The 20,721-nt window shown below is 43.2% G+C and carries 14 protein-coding genes; all 14 read right to left on the minus strand.

Annotated elements, in window-relative coordinates; translation table 11 throughout:
- Positions 1 to 12 precede the first annotated feature (12 nt).
- The 14 genes from HMPREF9446_RS12480 to HMPREF9446_RS12540 all read right to left on the minus strand — a co-directional run bounded on the left by HMPREF9446_RS12480 (position 13) and on the right by HMPREF9446_RS12540 (position 20,718).
- The gene (locus tag HMPREF9446_RS12480) at positions 13 to 1,941 is read right to left on the minus strand and encodes a hypothetical protein (protein ID WP_009126040.1); all 1,929 of its coding nucleotides are present in this window, start codon (positions 1,939 to 1,941) and stop codon (positions 13 to 15) included.
- A 17-nt stretch (positions 1,942 to 1,958) separates the two neighbouring features.
- Entirely contained in the window at positions 1,959 to 4,109 is a 2,151-nt protein-coding gene (locus HMPREF9446_RS12485) for an alpha-glucuronidase family glycosyl hydrolase (protein WP_039969442.1), read from the minus strand.
- Positions 4,110 to 4,124: 15 nt separating this feature from the next.
- On the minus strand, positions 4,125 to 6,071 hold the full coding sequence (locus HMPREF9446_RS12490) for a glycoside hydrolase family 97 protein (RefSeq protein ID WP_009126042.1): 1,947 nt from the start codon (positions 6,069 to 6,071) through the stop codon (positions 4,125 to 4,127).
- 20 nt (positions 6,072 to 6,091) lie between these two features.
- On the minus strand, positions 6,092 to 7,219 hold the full coding sequence (locus HMPREF9446_RS12495) for a glycoside hydrolase family 88/105 protein (RefSeq protein WP_009126043.1): 1,128 nt from the start codon (positions 7,217 to 7,219) through the stop codon (positions 6,092 to 6,094).
- Positions 7,220 to 7,227: 8 nt separating this feature from the next.
- Positions 7,228 to 8,706 (minus strand): glycoside hydrolase family 125 protein, encoded by a 1,479-nt coding sequence (locus HMPREF9446_RS12500; protein ID WP_009126044.1) that lies wholly within the window; start codon positions 8,704 to 8,706, stop codon positions 7,228 to 7,230.
- Between the two features lie 15 nt (positions 8,707 to 8,721).
- On the minus strand, positions 8,722 to 9,915 hold the full coding sequence (locus HMPREF9446_RS12505) for a glycoside hydrolase family 76 protein (protein WP_009126045.1): 1,194 nt from the start codon (positions 9,913 to 9,915) through the stop codon (positions 8,722 to 8,724).
- 327 nt (positions 9,916 to 10,242) lie between these two features.
- A complete protein-coding gene (locus tag HMPREF9446_RS12510; RefSeq protein ID WP_009126046.1) occupies positions 10,243 to 11,682 on the minus strand; it encodes a sensor histidine kinase in 1,440 nt (479 codons plus the stop codon).
- Between the two features lie 20 nt (positions 11,683 to 11,702).
- Complete coding sequence (locus tag HMPREF9446_RS12515) at positions 11,703 to 12,824, minus strand: sensor protein KdpD (protein ID WP_009126047.1); 1,122 nt, start codon at positions 12,822 to 12,824, stop codon at positions 11,703 to 11,705.
- A gap of 149 nt (positions 12,825 to 12,973) precedes the next feature.
- Entirely contained in the window at positions 12,974 to 13,546 is a 573-nt protein-coding gene (locus tag HMPREF9446_RS12520; protein WP_009126048.1) for a K(+)-transporting ATPase subunit C, read from the minus strand.
- A 12-nt stretch (positions 13,547 to 13,558) separates the two neighbouring features.
- The gene (gene kdpB, locus HMPREF9446_RS12525) at positions 13,559 to 15,607 is read right to left on the minus strand and encodes a potassium-transporting ATPase subunit KdpB (protein ID WP_009126049.1); all 2,049 of its coding nucleotides are present in this window, start codon (positions 15,605 to 15,607) and stop codon (positions 13,559 to 13,561) included.
- A gap of 32 nt (positions 15,608 to 15,639) precedes the next feature.
- Entirely contained in the window at positions 15,640 to 17,346 is a 1,707-nt protein-coding gene (kdpA, locus tag HMPREF9446_RS12530) for a potassium-transporting ATPase subunit KdpA (RefSeq protein WP_009126050.1), read from the minus strand.
- An 18-nt stretch (positions 17,347 to 17,364) separates the two neighbouring features.
- Positions 17,365 to 17,445, minus strand: coding sequence for a K(+)-transporting ATPase subunit F (kdpF, locus tag HMPREF9446_RS19475; protein WP_087943576.1), 81 nt, complete (start codon positions 17,443 to 17,445; stop codon positions 17,365 to 17,367).
- Positions 17,446 to 17,994: 549 nt separating this feature from the next.
- The gene (locus tag HMPREF9446_RS12535; protein ID WP_009126051.1) at positions 17,995 to 19,338 is read right to left on the minus strand and encodes a sigma-54-dependent transcriptional regulator; all 1,344 of its coding nucleotides are present in this window, start codon (positions 19,336 to 19,338) and stop codon (positions 17,995 to 17,997) included.
- 192 nt (positions 19,339 to 19,530) lie between these two features.
- Positions 19,531 to 20,718: an AGE family epimerase/isomerase gene (locus HMPREF9446_RS12540; RefSeq protein WP_009126052.1), complete on the minus strand. Its 1,188-nt coding sequence runs from the start codon at positions 20,716 to 20,718 to the stop codon at positions 19,531 to 19,533.
- Positions 20,719 to 20,721: the final 3 nt, after the last annotated feature.

Consider the following 20,721-nt stretch of genomic DNA (forward strand, 5'->3'; position numbering starts at 1 on the left):
TGCGTTTTTGCGTCATCTTTCCGTCTGGTGATAATCCAGAGTGATCTTTTCTCCATCCTTTTCTATCTCTATGAAAGTGGAATCAAACAAAGCCTTACAGTATGGATTATCATATCTATACTCCCAACGCAGCGGCATTTCCTTGCCTTGCACATAGAAAGGAGCATCCCAACCGTAGGACATCTTGCCTTCGGACGGAGATTCATAACGGATGTCCAACCCGTTATCTTGAACCAATGCGGCAGATATTACCTCTATGAACTTTGAGAAGCTTCCCCATTGCGATTTCGAGCCAGTTTCACAAATCCAGATATTTTGCCGGCCTTTCGCCAGAAAATCACATATTTCTCCTCGGTCGTCGGCCTTCAATTCCGCTGTATTTCTTGAGTATAGAGCAACATAACCATCATCCTTACGCCCAAAAATCCATGAACCGGAAATATGTACTTCATCAAAAGCTTTCACCGGGAAATAAGCATGAGAAAAATCATTCTTCTGATTGCCTGGTATATTATAGAGGCAAATGACTACATTCTTACTTTGAGCCGCACGGGGTAGAATTTCATTGCCCGCCCAATAATTGGGCGACCAACGCAGATTCTTTCCGCCCGGATGATTGGTATAGACCAAAGCCTCATTGCCCAATGTAGCCTGCCAGATATGCTGCTGATAACCCGGAGCGCCTTTCCTGTAATCCAGTGCGCAGCTCAGCATGTAGTCCGGAGTACGGTAAGTCTCTATATTTGCCTCGGAAAGAGCAAAGCGATCCAGATGCATATTCACCAGTTTACCATGTTCCGCAACCTGTGCATCATATTTCTTGATATATTCATCATAATTACGATAAGGCCATACATCATATTTTTCCGAAATCTGCTTGGACATGCGGATTGCCAAAGGATGTATAAATTCCTGCATTCCCCAGAAAAGATGACAATCCAATTCTTTTTCATACGAAATACCGTATGAAGGCGCATCTTCCACATTTATACTTACCCGCTGACGGTTTAACAAAGGAGTATCATAATCTACCGCTATTTTCCGGATAACTTCCGGACAACGGTAGGAACTGGTAGCAAGTGCCACAGGAGCTATGACTTCATCCCGGTCGTATGTCCCCACACCGAACACCAGCTTTGCCAACGGGGCTGTATTGTGCGCCCCCATAATGATGGAATGGGCATAGTTCCGTCCACTTGCCGAACCAAGAAAACCTTCATAGTTATTCAGCGCTACATCAAACATAAGCAAGTCCAGCACCATGCCTGCCTTGGAACGAATATCTTTGTCTTCAGCAAAATCATACAAATTGGCCAACAACAGCACCTCCACCTCATAGTAAGTGGACATCCATTCGCTAAACCCAAAACGGAAACGGTATTCCAGCCATTTCATCAGTCTCTCTTTTGCATGCGCCATGTGCTGCTTACCGTTCATGCCATTGGTGAACTTGGCCTTTTTATAGAGCTGGCCCGCCAGCAGTTCCGCAGTATGATAAAGTGCCTGGTGGTTTTCAGTATGATAACAGCGATAGGTCGTATCACGCCGTCCATCGTCCCACCAGTACTTGAAGTCCAGAATACACTCTTCAATACTTCCCTTTATCTCTTCCGGGAAGAAAGGTTGCCGCCTGTCCTGATAAACCATGCGAAGCAAGCAATTGAGAGTGAAATCATTGCAATCACGGTTCGATTTAATGACAGAAATCACCTCCCACATTTTATCCATTTCCAGAGGACGCCCCGAAGCGGCACGCGCAGCCTGCCGGAAAACACCGTAAAGGGGATGCCCGCTGCCGTTCTCGGCATAGTAATCAAGGAATTGTGTACGGCGCTCTTCGTAAGTGCCGCGAGGATGGCTCCAATACTCATCCCGCTGCCGTGCCTGTGTCGGTCCTGCAAATAACCAGGCCAGCAATATTGCAAACATTACGTACTTCATGTTTCTCTTTATTTTGTTTATTCATACAGTCCTTTCCAGTCGTGCGGAAAAGGAATGGTCTTATAATATTTCAATGAATGTTCCGGTTGTTCCAGGTCGGCGGGAATAGGCAGTCCCGAATATTCCTGAAAGAAAAGCAAACAGCCGTCCCGCCACCAGATTGCCTCCTGTTCCTGATACTCCAGCAGAGACGCAACGTGGTCAAAACGTTCACGGTCAATCTTGCCTTTCAGACCGCTCCATAGCTTTTGCATCAACCGGACTTCATCTACCCCTTTATAATAGTGACAGACCAATTCGTCCCACAACGTTTTTCCCGAAGGCATTTTATAATCCCAAGGAACACGATGGAACCACAACAAATACTCTGGAGGGCATGTTTTTATATTTTCAAATTTTTCATAAACCGGAGAATGGTACTGCAGGACAGCCCCTGTACCGCCGGCAGTTCTGTTCACTCCGATACTATCCTCAGTGATTTTGTGATAGTCGAAGGCAGTCCACACCGGATCATCGTGCCAAGGTTCGGGACCATTATGCGTATCGTAATTCATAATATGATTCAAGCCAAGAGGCATGGTATAGTTCACGTATGCTTCACGAGACATCTGCATAATTCGTAAGACAGGACTCAATACGCTGTCCTCATTAGAGAAGGTCATTTTAGCCCAATCTTCCGCAATCTCGGCAGAACTCGCATCCGGATTCCATGCCAAACGACCAAAAGCATACCAATTGGCCTGGCCGAACAGGTGTCCCGTCCAGTTAAGGTCCGTCCCGATATTAGGCACGCCGGCAATGGCCGAGATGCCATGAGTTTTTTGGTAGTTTTGTAAAACCTTTGAAACCGTAGATCCCTTACCATTCTCGTAAGTATCCGATTGAAGGGTTTCCTCAAACAAAGTACCCAAATACACCAGATGTCCCGCATGTCCAAGATTCTCCTGCGTAATCTGGAACTCTAAAGAAAGCGGTGTATCGGGCATTCCTCCAAATAACGGATGGAAAGGTTCACGCGGCTGGAAGTCGATAGGTCCATTCTTCGGCTGCACAAAAACATTCTTCCTGAACTTTCCGTCAAGTGGCTTGAATTCATTATAACCATTAATTACACGATCTACCTGACGTTCGTTCTGATAGACAAAAGCCCTCCAAAACACGATACCTCCGTATGGCTCCAAAACCTCCGCAAGCATATTCGCACCGTCAGCATGGGAACAGCCATAATCCTGAGGTCCCGGTTGCCCCTCGGAATTCGCCTTTACCAGAAAGCCACCGAAGTCAGGAATCAAAGAATAGATTTCTTCCACTTTGTCTTTCCACCATTTCTGCACCTGCGGGTCTTTAGGATTGGCCGTATCCAACCCTCCTATCTCCCGGGGAGCGCTGAATTTAGCGGTCAAATACACTTTTATGCCGTATGGACGGAATACATCCGCCAGCCCGGATGCCTTTACAAGCCAATCCGTGCGCAGACTTTTGGCTTGCGCATTCACATTATTAAGTACTGCCCCATTAATACCCACAGAAGCATTGGCACGTGCATAATCAATATAACGCTGCTCCTTATAAAAAGGAAGTCTCTCCCAATTCCAAATGCTATAACCGGCATAACCACGCTCTACCGTTCCATTCAGGTTATCCCAATGGTTCAGTACACGATATCTCAACTTGGGATTCTCCTTTATCGCCAACTGTTCCAAAGGCTGTGTGGTCTGCATCAATCTAAGATAATGGAAAACGCCATACAGCACCCCTATGTCTGTCCGGGCTGCTATGACTGTAACCATTTTGCCCTCCATCTTACTATTCTGAATCAGATAGCCTTCATCAGACAATCCCTCAATTTCAGGATAAAAAGCTTGTTTCCGGAATAAAGGTATAGATTGAGGCGTGCCAATAATCAGCATATTATCTTCCAAAGTTTCCGTTTCTGCAAGATCTATACCCAACAATCCAGACAGGCCGGCCCGCAATTCTTTCTTTGCAGCAGCCAGGCTTCCTGTTTCTCCCGGAAACAGGACTTTCCGGTTTCTCTGACGATAGGACTCAGAGAGTTCATTATTACCTAATGGTTTATAACGTAACCATAATTCATAACCACTTTCCGCATGCAACCATTGCATACAGCATAGTAGAAGAAACAGGCATGTATTTCTCAAATTCATAATACTATCTTATTTCTATTCAATCTTACCGGCCCATCCGCCATTACGCACCAACTTCATTGTCAACTTGGTAGTGCTTGTCACTTCCGCCTCTTTCCTCTTATAGTCCATCGCCTGGCAATCTGCATTAATGCCATCTTCAAAATAAGTCAGATGTAATCTTTTATCTTTCGGCAGAAAATCGAGGTTCACTTCTATTTCACGTCCTGTATTGTTAGTGATGGCACCAATAAACCATTTCTCCCCACTACGGCGGGCAATAACGACATATTCGCCGACCTTCGCTTCCAGTACTTTTGTTTCATCCCAAACCACCGGAACACTGGATATGAATTCAGTACAGGGACGCTCGCGATAGTAATATACCGGATTATCCGCCAGCATCTGCAATCCGCTCTCGAATACAACAAACAAAGCCATCTGATAAGCACGGGTTCCCGATCCCATTGCATTAGCACGAGTAGAACGATTATCCTCGGGTTGAGCAGAAAACATAGAACCGGGAGTAAAGTCCATTGGCCCCACTGCATTACGCATAAACGGTAGGTAAATGGAATTTGCCGGTTTACAATTGCCTCCTTGCTCCATACCCAATACCCCCTCATACGAAAGTACATTCGGGTATCTGCGTTCCAACCCTGCCGGTTTAAAGGAACCATGGAAATCGACAAACAGTTTATGTCTGGCAGCTTCTTTGGCTACCCGTTCATAATAGTTCACCATCCATTGGTCACTACGATCCATAAAATCAATCTTCACACCGGCAATTCCCCAATCTGCAAAAGTCTTGAACAAATCAAAATGATTCTCTACAGTCAGCCAGGTTAACCACAATACAATCTTCACATTACGCTCCTTACCATATTTTATCAACTCCTGTAAATCAATTGTCGGGTTCGGCGTGAACGGATCACGGGTACTCTTTGCCCAACCTTCATCCATGATAATATAAGGAATGCCGAAGGTAGAAGCAAAATCAATATAATACTTATAGGAATCCATATTGTAACCGGAGCGGAAGTCCACCCCATACAGACGGGCATCGTGCCACCATTCCCAACTTACCTGTCCCGGTTGAATCCAACTATAGTCTTCCAATTCACAAGGAGAAGAAAGATTATAAACCATTTCATTGGCAACAAGATCCCTATCATCATCCGAAATGACAAAGAAACGCCACGGGAAGCTTCTCTTGCCGGAAGTCTTGGCTATATAATCCGCCTCTTTTAATATCCTTACACTACGGTCACCGTCTTCACCGAACTCCAACGGACATTTTGGAAAAAGAGACTGCATGCCATTATTCCCAGTACTCTGCAAAAACATACATGGATAATCCCGCAAATCAGCTTCGGATATCAATATCTTATATGGCTTGTCCGTTTCCAGAAGCACTGGCAGGTAGCTCATACGGTCTGCCGGTTTATACTCCCTTGTCTGAACATGCGTATATGGATATTCATAAGATGTTTTAAAACCATTTGGCTGAGACATGTGAGCTAAATAATCCCCCGGGAAATGGATTACAAAATCTTCTCCCGTCACTTCAACCTCTCCTTTCCTATCTGTCACAAAACGATAGGCCAAACCTTTATCGAATACACGAAATTCTATAGCATAGTTACCCGCCATGTTCATACGCAAGGTATTGCAATGATTCTTTACCACTGCATTCTTCAAAGGAATCTCCCGCTTCACACTTTCATCAATCTTACCGCGTTTCACTCCCTTCAGTCTTGGCTCTTTTCCTAAGATTTCATCACCCAATGTCAGTGTTAAAGAACAGTTGTCCAACAACAAGTCATTTCCCGAATATACCGAATAATATACTTTGTCTTTCAGTTCGATATTCACCTTCAGTTTGCCGTCCGGTGACTGTATACTGATTTCCTTGGCAGAGACTTTCCCTCCATACAGCCATAGCACCGCCACCAATACAGATATAAAATATTTATGTATCATTACTTTTTATCGTTATAAGATTATTTTTCCAAAAATGCATTCACACACCACAATACAGGAGCTTGTCCGTGCATGTTTCCCAACAAGGTACGACGATTTAGGTAAAACTGACGGTCATTGGTCTTATTCGTCCCCTCACAGACACCTGCAACATCGCCATTTTTATCAATATGTCCCACCAAAGCAATCCATGCCCTACGAACTACCGGCGCATACGTAGCCTCATCCAGCCAACCTTGCTTTACTCCTTTAATCATAGCATAAATGAACATAGCCGAACCAGACGTCTCCGTCCAAGTTGTCGGGTCATCAACCAATTGCCCCCACAATCCGTCTTCTTTCTGATATTTACACAGAGTATCCATCATCTTCCGATACGATTCCAAAATACGGGGACGATTTGGATTATCCTCGGGTAAGAGGCCAAGTAATTCTGTCATACCTGCCGCCATCCATCCATTGCCCCGTCCCCAAAAGAAAGGAACGTCTTCGGCATGATAGAACAACCCGTTGGGGCGCTGTATCTTATCCAGATAAACCACCATTTCGGCAGCCGCACGATCAATGTATTTCCTGTCTTCAGTGACAAAAAAGGCTTGTGACTGGATAGCTGAAATCATAAACATATCATCAATCCAATAACGTGTCTGCCACGACAACCCCTTATCCAACAATGCCTGATATTCCTCTTTACGTTTCGTATTACGAGGCATTTTCCACTGCTCATCGGCATACCAGATTCCCATTTGATAATAAATCTCCTTACCGGTCTGCGCATATAATTGTAGAGGTATCGTTCCAAATACAGTATGATCCACATGGTCGGGCAAGGGTTGCAGCCGGCGTTCAGGCCCAAAAATCGGCAGAAAGCGTTCTTCCAATTGCCTGAGCAGCTTTTTATTGTTAGTTATATCCGCATAGCGCAAGGCTCCAAACCATGCGCAGGTTTCAGGATATGTAATTTCATTGGGAGGTGCAGGATTACCATTAAAATTAGGATGCGGAACTTCCACAAAACGTTTACTGACCAACTCCCCCACAGCTTTAGGAGACACTCCATCAGGCCAGTCCTTAAATGCCTTTTGAGCAGACACCCCAAAAGGCATACAAACCATTAAGCTTGCTATTATCAATTTACGCATATCCATTCTTCCACTTATTTGATATTATTCAATATATCCAATTTCCCATCACCGATAAGTTTCAATATCAGTTCACCGAACAATGTATTCTGCCAGGCAAACCAGGCCCGGGTAAACTTTTCGGGGTTATCCTTATTGAAAGACTCATGCATGAATCCCGTACCGGCATCCGTCTTCATCAACATCCTGATGCAGTCTTCAATTTCTTTGTCATCCTGGCTGGTAAAAGCCTTCATCATGATGCTCATAGGCCAAATCATATCATAACCAATATGCGGGCCACCGATACCTTCCCCCGCCTTACCCTTGAAAAAGTACGGATTATCCTCGCTCCACACAAAACGACGGGTATTCTGGTAAACAGGGTCGTTAACATCTACATCTCCCAAGTAAGGCATAGCCAAAAGACTGGGAACATTCGCATCATCCATGAACAGCTGGTTACCGAAACCATCTACTTCAAAGGCATAAATTGTTCCATACTTAGGATGATTAAAGGTAGCATACTTCTTCAGAGCGGCTTCTACTTCGTCCGCAAGTACCTTGCACTCATTGGCAAGCCCCTGTTCCTTGTTTACTTCGGTAAGTATTTCAGCCGCTTTACGCAGAGAAGTTACCGCAAAGAAGTTAGCAGGAATCAAGAACTGGTAAGTAGAAGCATCATCCGAAGGACGAAAAGAAGATACTATCAATCCTACGGGCTTCACCGGATGCCCGTATCCGTTATTTTGCATCGTATCTAGCTGGCGTTCGGTTCTGCGCATGAATTTATAAGGACCGGGACCATCTTTACGCTGCTGTTCCTTAAACGTTTTCAGAATATTCTTCACAGTTTGAATCCAGTCGGCACCAAAAACTGACGCATCTCCGGTCACTTGCCAATAGTGATAAGCCAATCGCAAAGGATAACACAAAGAATCTATTTCATATTTACGTTCATGCAGTTCCGGCTTCATATCTGTTATGTCACTCATCCAATCTCCTCCGGTGGGACCATCATTAAAAGCATTGGCATAAGGATCAATATTGATGCATTTCCAATGGCGCAATATCACTCCACGAAGCATTTTTTTAAGTTCTGCATCAGAATTAGCCAACTGGACATAAGGCCATACTTGGGCTCCCGAATCGCGCAACCACATGGCGTGGATATCACCGGTATAAACAAACGTATCGTCTTCACCGTCCAGTTTACGATAATGTACTGTAGTATCCAGTGTATTGGGAAAACAATTTTCAAACATCCAAGCCAAATAAGGATTGGTCAACATTTCTTTTACTTCCGCTATTTTCTTCTCTACGATATCCGATATGAACAGTCGTTCCTTTTTCTCCGGACGGCGGCTGACATACTTTCCGATATTATCACATACCGCAACCGCATCATTTCCCACACTCTTCACAATGGCATTACCTTCTGTCGGATAAAAAGATAGCCCCAGTATAAAGGCTGAAGCAGCTACCATCTTTTTGCTAATTAGTTGTCTTCTCATGATATTTTTAAGTTTCTATTGTTTCAAAGTTGATAAGCGGGCATACATTTCCACAAGAGCAGCCTGAGTAAGCAACCATTTATATGTTTTCTTACGAGACTCTTTTACAAACTGTTCATCTTCAAACAGGCCATTATCATTAGGATTGTGCGTCCACAAATAAGATAGGGTATTTTTGAAGTCATTCAAATATTGTGGATTCTGATCTATTTTATATAATTCCTCAAATCCACGTAGCATAATAGCAACAAACCAGATATTACCATTCTTCAAGACTCTGAAAGCAGTTCCATCCAAAGTTGCAAAATCTTCAAAAAAACGATCGCTACATGCCTTAGCCAGATTTTGTGCATCAGTCAGATATCGGTTATCACTGGTCAATCCATACATAAGCGCAGCAGCCTGCATCATTTGACCACTATTGTACTGATACTTTGTCTTTCCTATCGTTCCATCCAGTTTCTTATTATCAAAATACAGATAGTCAACAGTATCCTGCAAATTCTCTTGGGTCCAATGATACAAATCCTTTCCAGCCTGCAAATACGCTTCATCTCTAGTGGTCTGGTAAAGTTTGAGAGCCAACACCGATGCCGGAGCGTTGGAACAGGTATTCTTTGAAAATTTCTTTTGTTCACACCAATAAATACCTCCTCCCAACACGCTGTCACAGCCACTTTCAAGAAATTTCCAAATATTTTTGGAAGAATCCAGATATTCTTTTCTTCCAGTCAGTTGATACGCCTCCAAAAAATCAAGTCCCAACCAGATATTGTCATCATAAAAGCGATCTGAATACCCAGCTTCGAACAAATAGGACTGATAACAAAACGGCTTCCTAACTGTATCATAGTATTGACTAAGTCCCGGCAAGATAATAGAATCCAATAATTTACCATATTTTTTATCTCCCGTAGCTTTCAACAATGCATTTACAGCAGAAAACAAACCAGACGTCGGCCACAGATAAGCCACTTTATCCTTCCGTACTGTATCATTGTCCGCCAGATAAGTCACTAACTCATTTTCTTGCTTCGGATAGTTCTCATTAAATAAACATTGCTCCTGTATCTTATAATATTTAATCGTACTGTCAAGTAATTGGCCGGCATACTCTGTAAACTGATTATCACTTACTGAACGTACGGGATATGAACAGCTTTGCAATAAAACTCCAACAACAAAAAACAAACAAATTGCAGTTCTCATAATATTATCTTTTTATACATGGTTTTTAGAAAGAGAAGCCCCTGCCTATCAGGCAGGAATTTCTCTTTACCGGTTATCCCTATATCCTCTTACCAATCTGATTTAAAAATTATTTCACTGCAAATATAAACAGAAACAAAAGCTTTTTATTATCTACCTCTGACAATAGTGTATGAAAGACGAATTAGGCAGAAACAAACACAGCAACGACTCTCAACATGAATGTCCTCATTTCTGCCAAATTCGTGTACAAATCTTGTATAAATCTCTATTTTACAAAATCATACAGTCTTTTTATTCTCCAAAAGCCATGGCCCTGATTCCCATTTATGCCTTCAACCGAAGTATAAAACGGCTCCCCTTACCTAATTCACTCTGAACAGTAAGTGTACCACCATGTGCTTCTACAAAGTCCTTAGAAATAGACAACCCTAGACCGCTTCCCTGTACTTTCGTACCAGGGACACGAAAATAGCGGTCAAAAATACTTTGATGATAACGCGGATCAATACCTTTCCCAAAGTCCTGCACATACATTTCCACAAAATCCCCGTCATGCTTGGCGCCGATAACGACCCTCCCGTTCTCTTTGGAATAGCGGATAGCATTGCTCAACAAATTAGTGAGTACCCAAGCAATCTTTTCACTGTCGACAAACAATTTAGGCATTTTTTCTTCCGGATACTCCACTTCTATCTGAATACCGAATTTATCAGCTTGTACCTGATTGGCCTTGATGGCATACTCTATCAGCTCAATGGGCTTCGTTATCTTAGGCATCATCTGCAGTTTACCGGCTTCTACCTGCGTCATGTTCAGTAGTTCTCCGGTAATTCCAAGAAGTCGATCAGCATTTTCCTTAATGCTGTTTGACAATTGCTCCTGCTCATCGTTCAACGCCCCTACCCGTTTGTCCTCCAACAACTGCAGACTCATCAAGATTGCGGATATAGGCGTTTTCAGCTCATGAGAAATAGTCGAAATAAAAGTAGTCTTGGCACTATCCAATTCTTTGAATTCTGTAATATTTTTCAGTAAAATCACATCACCAAGATTATGAGGTTCGTCATCATCAGCCTCTGTATTTATAATGGTAATGTAAGAAGCTTTAAAGTAACTCTCCTTATTGTCTGCATAAATCTTCAACGGTTCTTTCTTTTCACCCGGATTTACCAATTCACGAACTAAACGGCGAAGCAAATCATTCTTTAAAGAAAGTTCCTCAGCCGAACGGCGAATTACCTCCTCCCGTTTCAAATTCAGCACAGTTAAAGCCTCATTATTAATAAAGAGAATTTCCCTATTACGGTTCAAACCAATAATAGGCTCATCAATACTATTCACAATAGCTTCAAGAAATTTCTTAGCAGAAAGTATGTCGTTCAGCGTACTGGCTCGATACTCCGTCAGTCGTTCCGCCATCCGATTAAAACCATCAGCCACTTCACGAAATTCCTCGTGTCCACTCATATCCAGACGTTTCTCATAATTATGGTTCGCTATTTCAAGAATCCCACGTGTCAGTTCTTGAATAGGTTTGCTGATAGAACGGGGAAGCCATACCAACAATATGATACTGGCAAAAATACATACTCCACCTATCACAGAAATCCAGAGCAACGCACGTTGCAATCCCGGTACAGCAGCAGGACTATCCGGCTCCGTAGCCGTCAGTATCTGTAGATTCACCACAGAAAGAGCAACCAGCAAAATAATCATTCCAGCCAATACCCCTACGCTGAGTATCAATTTTGTACGAATATTCATAATGTCCCTAAGAATTAATATTATGCAAGTATAATCAAATCTATATTTATTTGTGCCAAATCACGCACAAATTTTCGGTATTTCAATATCATAAACAATGATTTCGGGAAAGAAAGTGACGGACTTCCCATGCAGACGGTTGTTATCTGTTTCTCCCTACAAGTATCAACAATGCTTCCCAACACATCCGGTGATTGTACCTGAACAACCTCCCCCCCCAGTTCGGTCACCAATTTGAAGTGGTTCAACAAATATCTTTGGTTTGCCAGTCCGATACGGTCGGCACTTTCCCTAGGGGTCTGTACATAAAGGGCAACGAACGAAGTATTGTAACGGGTTGCCAGACGCGCAGCTTTACGAATGATACGGCGTGGTGTTTTCTCGTTGCTGCTGATACATGCCAGAAACCTCTCATGACGGACTCCCACACTGGTAACCACTTCATTCTCCACTTTCTTTTCTACCCGTAAAGCCACCTCTTTCAAGGCCAGTTCACGCAATTGGAGAATATTTTCCGTTTTGAAGAAATTATTCAAAGCAGTAAGAACTTTCTCCGGCTTATAAATTTTGCCGGCTTTCAGCCTGGCAATCAATTCTTCCGCAGTCAAGTCAATATTCACTACCTCATCTGCCTCTTGCAAAACGCTATCGGGAATACGCTCCTTCACCTCAATACCCGAAATGCCTTGTACTTCTTCATTGACACTCTCAATGTGCTGGATGTTGACAGCGGAAATCACATTGATACCTTCGTCAAGCAAATCCATCACATCCTGCCAGCGTTTCTCATTCCGGCTACCTTCCACATTGGTATGTGCCAGTTCATCCACCACTACTATTTCAGGGTGTATCTGAATAATGGCATCCAAATCCATTTCTTCCAGTTCTTTCCCTTTATAGAATATCTTGCGACGAGGAATAACAGGCAATCCTTCCAACATGGCATCCGTACCGGCACGCCCATGGGTCTCTATATAGCCTATCTTCACGTCTACCCCATTGTCAAGCAACTCGTGTGCTTCCTGAAGCATACGATAAGATTTACCTACACCGGCAATCATGCCGATGTAGACCTTGAACTTGCCACGCCGCGACTTTTTAATCAAATCGAGAAAGTGTTGTACGCTTTCTTCCCTACCCATTTCTTCTGTTTTTTATTTGTTGTTATATATGCTACATAACCCGTAACGGTCATCACGACCGCCACGGATATCCAACATTAATTCATGAGTTCTACAATTATATCTAAATAAATCATGGCCTTAAGGTAGCACCAAATACAACTAAAAAATTACCTATTCTGATTGGCTTCTTCCAAAGCGATGTTCAGTTCCAATACATTTACGGTTTCCGTACCAAACAATCCAAGAAAGGGTTTGCTGATGTTCTTATCTACAATGGCTTTCACTTCAGCCTCGTTCATGCCACGTGCCTGAGCCACACGTTTCACTTGTACATAAGCACAAGCAGGCGTGATATGTGGGTCCAGACCAGAGCCACTGGCGGTTACCATTTCAGCAGGCACATCCTTGCGGCTCAGATAAGGATGATGTACCAGAAAAGTATCGATACGGGCTTCCACTTCTGCCAGATATTCATCGTTCGTAGGCCCCTTGTTACTGCCCCCCGAAGCATCGGCTGTATAATCACCCGCAGACGGGCGTCCCCAGAAATAAATATCTTGCGTAAACATCTGGCCCACATTGGCAGCACCTACCACTTTACCATTGAGGGTTGCCACCTCTGCATTTCCCCTGTTGGGACCGGCGAACTGTGCAAATATCCACAAGACAAGGATATAGAACAAAGAGAAAAACAGGCAAAATGCAATTGTTATTTTAAATGATTTCCAAAGAGTTTTCATTTTATCTAAGTTTTAAAAAAACAGACTAACTATCATATCTATCAGTTTGATGCCGACAAACGGAGCAATGACGCCACCCACACCATAAATCAACAGATTGCGACGAAGCAGTGCACTGGCACCGATCGGCTTATACTGAACACCTTTCAAAGCCAACGGAATCAAGACAGGAATGATGATAGCGTTGAATATGACAGCCGAAAGGATGGCCGTTTCAGGGCTATGCAATCCCATAATGTTCAAAGGAGCCAACTGAGGGATGGCTACCATAAACAAAGCAGGAATGATCGCAAAGTACTTGGCAACATCGTTCGCAATGGAAAAGGTAGTCAACGTACCGCGTGTCATCAACAATTGCTTACCAATCTCCACTATTTCAATTAGTTTTGTCGGATCGTTATCCAAGTCCACCATGTTACCGGCTTCCTTAGCCGCCTGCGTACCACTGTTCATAGCCACACCCACATTAGCTTGTGCAAGGGCAGGAGCATCGTTTGTACCGTCACCCATCATAGCTACTAGTTTACCGGCCTGCTGCTCCTTTTTGATATATTCCATCTTGTCTTCCGGTTTGGCTTCTGCGATAAAATCATCTACTCCAGCTTTTTCTGCGATATATTTGGCAGTCAGCGGATTGTCACCGGTTACCATCACAGTTTTTACACCCATCTTGCGAAGACGTTCAAAACGTTCCTGAATACCCGGTTTGATAATATCCTGCAACTCAATTACACCGGTAACCTTCTGATTGACACATACTACCAGTGGAGTACCACCGTTGCCGGTAATTACGGCAATCACCTCTTCAATCTCTTTCGGGAACATGTTCCCGGCACTCTCCACAATCTTACGAATAGCGTCGAATGCACCTTTACGTATTTGAGTACCATCCTGCAAATCCACACCCGAACATTTGGTTTCAGCTGTAAACTTAATCATACGCGCACCGGTAGTATTCAAATCACGCATACGATGGCCGTTTTCGCGTCCCAGCTCAATGATGGACTTACCTTCCGGAGTCTCATCAGAAAGCGAAGACAGCAAGCAAGCCTCTACGAACAAATTCCCGTCAACACCCGCAACCGGATAAAACTTAGTGGCTTTACGGTTACCGATGGTAATGGTACCGGTCTTATCCAACAATAAGGTATCAATATCACCGGCTGTTTCTACAGCCTTACCTGACTTTGTGATTACATTAGCACGCAAAGCACGATCCATCCCTGCAATGCCGATTGCAGAAAGCAATCCCCCGATAGTAGTTGGAATCAGACAGACAAACAGAGAAATAATGGCTGCAATGGAGATATAAGTTCCCGGATGGTCGATATTCGTATAGTCGGCCATAGGAATCAACGTCACACAGACAATTACGAATACCAAGGTGAAACCAGCCAGAAGAATAGTCAATGCTATCTCGTTCGGAGTCTTCTGGCGAGTAGCACCTTCTACCAAAGCAATCATCTTGTCAAGAAAACTCTCTCCCGGTTGTTGTGTCACCAGTACCTTGATTCTATCAGAAAGAACTTTTGTTCCGCCAGTTACAGAACTCTTGTCACCACCGGCCTCACGGATGACCGGAGCAGATTCACCGGTAATGGCACTTTCGTCAATGGAAGCCAAGCCTTCCACAATCTCCCCGTCGGCAGGAATCGTATCTCCCGCTTCACAAATAAAATAATCGCCTTTCTTCAGACGTGAACTGCTAACGGTACGGATTTTGCCGTCGGCCAAAACTTTAGCCGGAGTCTCTTCACGAGTTTTGCGCAAACTATCAGCCTGAGCCTTGCCACGTGCTTCAGCAATGGCTTCTGCAAAATTGGCAAACAGCAACGTTACAAACAAGATGATGAATACCAAGAAATTATATCCAAATGATCCATATTCCGAAGTGCCCAATGAAAGGAAGCAAACAATCAGCATAACAGCCGTCACAACTTCCACCGTAAACATAATCGGATTCTTTATCATCACCCGTGGATTCAGCTTCACGAATGATTGCTTCAAACTTTCAATAACTTGCTCCTTCTGAAACAGAGAAGCTGATTTATTATCTTTCATACCTAAAAGAATTACCAATTATAAATGACTAATTACAAACTGAAATGCTCAGCAATTGTACTCAATGCGTGTGCCGGAAAGAATGACAAGGCAGCCACGATAAAGATGACAGCAAAAGTCATCACACCGAAAGTAACTGTATCTGTCTTCAGCGTACCGGCGCTCTCCGGAATATATTTTTTTCCAGCTAATAGACCTGCAATGGCCACCTGACCTACGATAGGCAGGAAACGTCCCAAAATCAGTGCCCAACCGGTAGTATAGTTCCAGAAGTAAGTGTTGTCACCCAATCCTTCGAAGCCTGAACCGTTATTGGCCGCTGCTGAAGTATATTCATAAAGCTGTTCACTCAGCCCATGGAAACTAGGGTTATTCAACCATCCCCCTTCACCTGCCACAAATTCCGGATAATGTGCAAACAGGAAGCAAGAAAGTGCCACACCACCCAAAATAATAAGCGGATGAAGCAGTGCCACAATGGTAGCAATCTTCATTTCACGTGCTTCCACCTTCTTACCGAGGAACTCCGGAGTACGCCCCACCATCAGCCCGCTGATGAATACGGTGATGATGATGAATGTATAATAGTTCATAAAACCTACACCCACGCCGCCAAACCACGTATTAATCTGCATGTTCAGCATTTCCATCATACCGGAAAGAGGCATTGTCGAGTCATGCATACCATTCACTGAGCCGTTGGAAGTAACTGTAGTCACAATGCTCCAAAGAGCAGTAGCAGCAGCCCCCAAACGAACTTCCTTGCCTTCCATTGCTCCATTGTCTTGGGCAATGCCCATCTCATCAATGCGTGGATTACCTCCCATCTCTTGTGAAACGTTGATGCACACACCGACAAGGAAAGCAAACAGCATTACACCATAAATGGAGTAAGCCATCTTTCTGCGTTTGGTATAAAAGCCAAGTGCAAGAATCATTGCCATAGGGATAATCAAAATAGACCAGCACTCTACAATATCCGTCAAGTAAGTAGGATTTTCCAATGGGTGTGAAGAGTTACATCCAAAATAACCGCCACCGTTTGTACCCAACTGTTTGATAGGGACAATGGCTGCCGTAGGGCCTTGTGAAACCAACTGGGTCTGTCCTTCCATCGTCTGAACTTCCATCTTGCCTTCAAATCCCATCGGAGTACCTTGTACTATAAGAATGAAACCTACAACCAATGAAAGCGGCAACAATACACGTGTACAACTCAAAACCAAGAACTTCCAGAAGTTACCGATAGTCTTCGTAGATTTTGCAGCCATACCCTTCATGACACCTGCCATAGCTGCCATACCGGTAGCGGCGGTAATGAACTGAAACAGCATGATAACAAACAATTGTGTAAAATAGGTCAGTCCGCTTTCACCGGAATAATGCTGCAAGTTACAATTGACCATAAAACTGATACATGTGTTGAATGCCAAGTCCGGTGTCTGGTTGACGTTTCCATCCGGATTCAATGGTAACCACTGCTGCGTACAAAGCAGCACCATGCCCCATACAAACCAAAAGGCATTCAGGATCAGCAGGGCTTTCAAGAACTGCTTCCAGTTCATCTCTTCCTCCGGATTGACTCCGGCTACTTTATAAATCAATCTCTCGACCGGCTTCATGAAATCCGACCATGTCTTTTCACCTTTGTAAACCTTGGCAATATACTTTCCTAAGGGATAGGATATCACAATCAGCAGAACAATCTGCAAGGCTATTCCTAAAATCTCAGTGTTCATTTATCCACTCTCCATTCATTAAAACTTTTCGGGTCTTATCAGTACATAAGTCAGATACCCGAACATCACAATACCTAATACAAATAAAACTGTGTACATAATTCTCTCTTTTAAATCTTCTCAAACCAATCTACACATTTCCAGAAAAGCCAGAAAGCGAACAAGCCGCTCAAGAGGCAAAAAATAAATGATACTGTTATTCCCATGTTTTTACCTTTTAAAATATTACTATATATTTTTGTCTGCCGGGAATATACTAAATGTGTGCCAGAGCAAAGAAGCAGACATTATCTTATTAATTATCAATAACATATACATCAAACAGGTATAAGAAGAAACAGGTTACACCCTTTCAGAATGAAAAGGTGTAACCTGTTTTGAAAAGGTATGTATTTTTAATTTATCCCGACAAAAGATCTGTAGTTACTTATGCTTCCCAACCTTTCTTCAGGAATAATCCCACCACGATCCTATATCGAGGGTATCTCAGTCCTATACAAAGATATCCTCAGTCGTATATTGAGATTCCCCCCATTATAGAAAGCGTTCTGAGAAGGGATAAAATCAAAGTTCCATTTTATCTGGGAATCAAGAATCTGTTTGATGAAAAATACTTAAAAGTTCATTCTTCATGAAGTTATAGAGCCCCTAAATCTTGTATTCCTCAATCTTCCGGTACAACGTCGTCAACCCTATTTTCAATAACCGGGCTGCTTCTGTCTTATTACCTTTAGTATACTCCAGTACACGAGCTATGTGCCGTCGTTCCATAGCCGATAGTTCAAAACTGTCAGGAATAGACTCACTGGAATTCTCATAATGAACATTCTGAATTTCAAGCGGCAAATCGGAAATGTCCAAATGCCCACTCTCACAAACAATCATACTACGTTCTATCACATTACGCAACTCACGGATATTCCCTTTCCATAATTGTGTATCCAGTGCTTCAAGAAAAGCAGGAGTAACCTCCGTTACCGGATACGCCAATTGCTCGGAAAAGTTCTTTATAAACGCTCTTGCCAGCAGCCGTATATCACCTGCACGTTCACGCAATGGCGGCAGATGTATCTGGAATACACTCAATCTATAAAACAAGTCTTCCCGGAAATGGCCGGAAACAATCTCCTGAGGCAGATTACGGTTCGTTGCAGCAATAATACGAACATTGACACGGGTAGGTTTTGTATCTCCTATTTTAATATATTCACCTGTTTCAAGGATACGCAACAGCTTAGCTTGCAGTTCAAACGCCATCTCACCTATTTCATCAAGGAAAATTGTTCCATTGTTCGCTTCTTCAAACAAACCCTTCTTGTCTTTCAATGCACCGGTAAACGAACCGGCCTTATGACCGAACATTTCACTCTCCAGCAACTCCTTACTGAACGAAGAGCAGTTTACCGCTACAAAATTCTGCTTGGAACGTTTACTATTATAATGAATAGCCTGGGCAAAAACTTCCTTTCCGGTCCCTGTCTCTCCTGTCAGTAATACAGGCACCTCCGTACCTGCTACCTTTCGAGCCAATGAAACGGCCTTCTTCAAGGCATTGGATTCTCCCAAAATAGAGTCAAAAGAATAAGTGAGCCCTATCTTTCTCTCCAGTTTCTCCAACCGCACGTTCATACGTGCTTTCTCTACCGCACGGCTTATCAAAGGAATAATCTTATTATTGTCGTCTCCCTTTGTTATATAGTCAAAAGCCCCGTTTTTAATGGCTTGTACCCCATCAGGGATATTGCCGTGTGCCGTCAACAGAATAACTTCTGCATTGGGGGTTGCTTTTTTAATTGCCAATACCAAATCTACACCATTCCCGTCCGGAAGAAAAACATCGCACAACACCACATCTGGGTTCTGGATCTCCAACTGCTTTAAGGCCGATCTGCAATCACCGGCCTGACACACCTCATAGCCTTCCAGCTCCATCATACGCGACAGCAAAGTACGAATTTGTACTTCATCATCAATGATCAGTATCTTACTCATATTCCATTATAAGTTTAAAGTGGTAAAAGGTAAAAACAGGAGACCGCAAATATAAATGTTTTCATAGAAATCTGCGGTACGCCTTTTGAACTTTTATAAATGAATAATGAGCCATTTTGAATTTAATGAGGCAGTATGAATGCATGAAGATCCAGACTCAGTAAGATGAACTTTGGACAGCCATAAAGAAACTTATGAGAAACGTTCAATAATCTCCATACACATACGCCCGTTGTGATAGGGGCATTTCCAGAAACCGGCTTTGTCATCGGCCGTGTTTATACTACCGTCACTGCGCACACTCCAATACCATTCTCCATTCTTATAATCTATCAGATGCCGCTTGATAAACTCCCAGCAACGGAGAGCCTTCCGCATGGCTACCTCATCACCGAAATACTGATAAAGATTGGCATGCCCTACCACATTCTCCGCCTGTACCCACCAATGACGTTCCGTATCGGTCTTATCTTTACCCGGAAACGTTTCGTAAATCAGACTTCCGTCAGGAGCAAGACCTTCATCAGATGCTGCGGCAATATATTCTACCAGAGGTTCTATTTTTTCCAATACAGTCCTGTCTCCTAAGACTAGAGCAGCCTCATGTATCAACCAAGAAGCTTCAATGTCATGTCCATAGGAAACAATGCGGTACTTGCTAACCCAATCATCATTAAAAAACAATTCCAAATGTCCCGTTTTCATATTCAGAATCTTGTCCGTAAAGATTCCAATCAAATTACGGAGTTGACCTTTCAAGCGTTGGTCTTTCCAAACTCTGAACAGATTTGTATAAGGTTCCAGAATATGCAGATGAGTATTCATCGTCTTGCGTTCATTTTCATCCTTGTCACTCAAGCGCATATCCGCAATCTCTCCCCATTCACGAGTCAGAGCTTCACAATAACCGTTCTTCACAGAATCAAAACTATGTTCCTCAATGCTTTCAAAAAGGCGGATGGCATAGTCCAACGCTTCTTCATCACCCGTAGCCCGATAATACTCGCTCAAGCCGTAGATGGCAAATCCCAAAGCATAGATTTGCTTTTTCGTATCCAGAGGCCTCCCTTTACAGTCAAGCGACCAAAAGACACCACCATACTCTTTATCATAAAAATCATCAATGATAACCCGTTTTGCCCGCGTCGCTGTAACAAGATATTCATCCTTTTTCAAAATACGGTACGCAGATGAAAATGTCCACAGGATACGTGCATTCAATACGGCTCCTTTTTCGGCTTCCGGTATCAGGATTTCCCGGCCAGTGATGCGTCCATAAAAGCCCCCATTGGCCGTATCCGTCATTTTTTTGATCCAGAATGGAAGGATATCAGTAACCAACTCCTCTTCCATTTCTTTCCTCATCCTATTTATATCCATAAT

The organism is Bacteroides fluxus YIT 12057 (genome assembly GCF_000195635.1).
Taxonomy (GTDB): Bacteria; Bacteroidota; Bacteroidia; order Bacteroidales; family Bacteroidaceae; genus Bacteroides; species Bacteroides fluxus.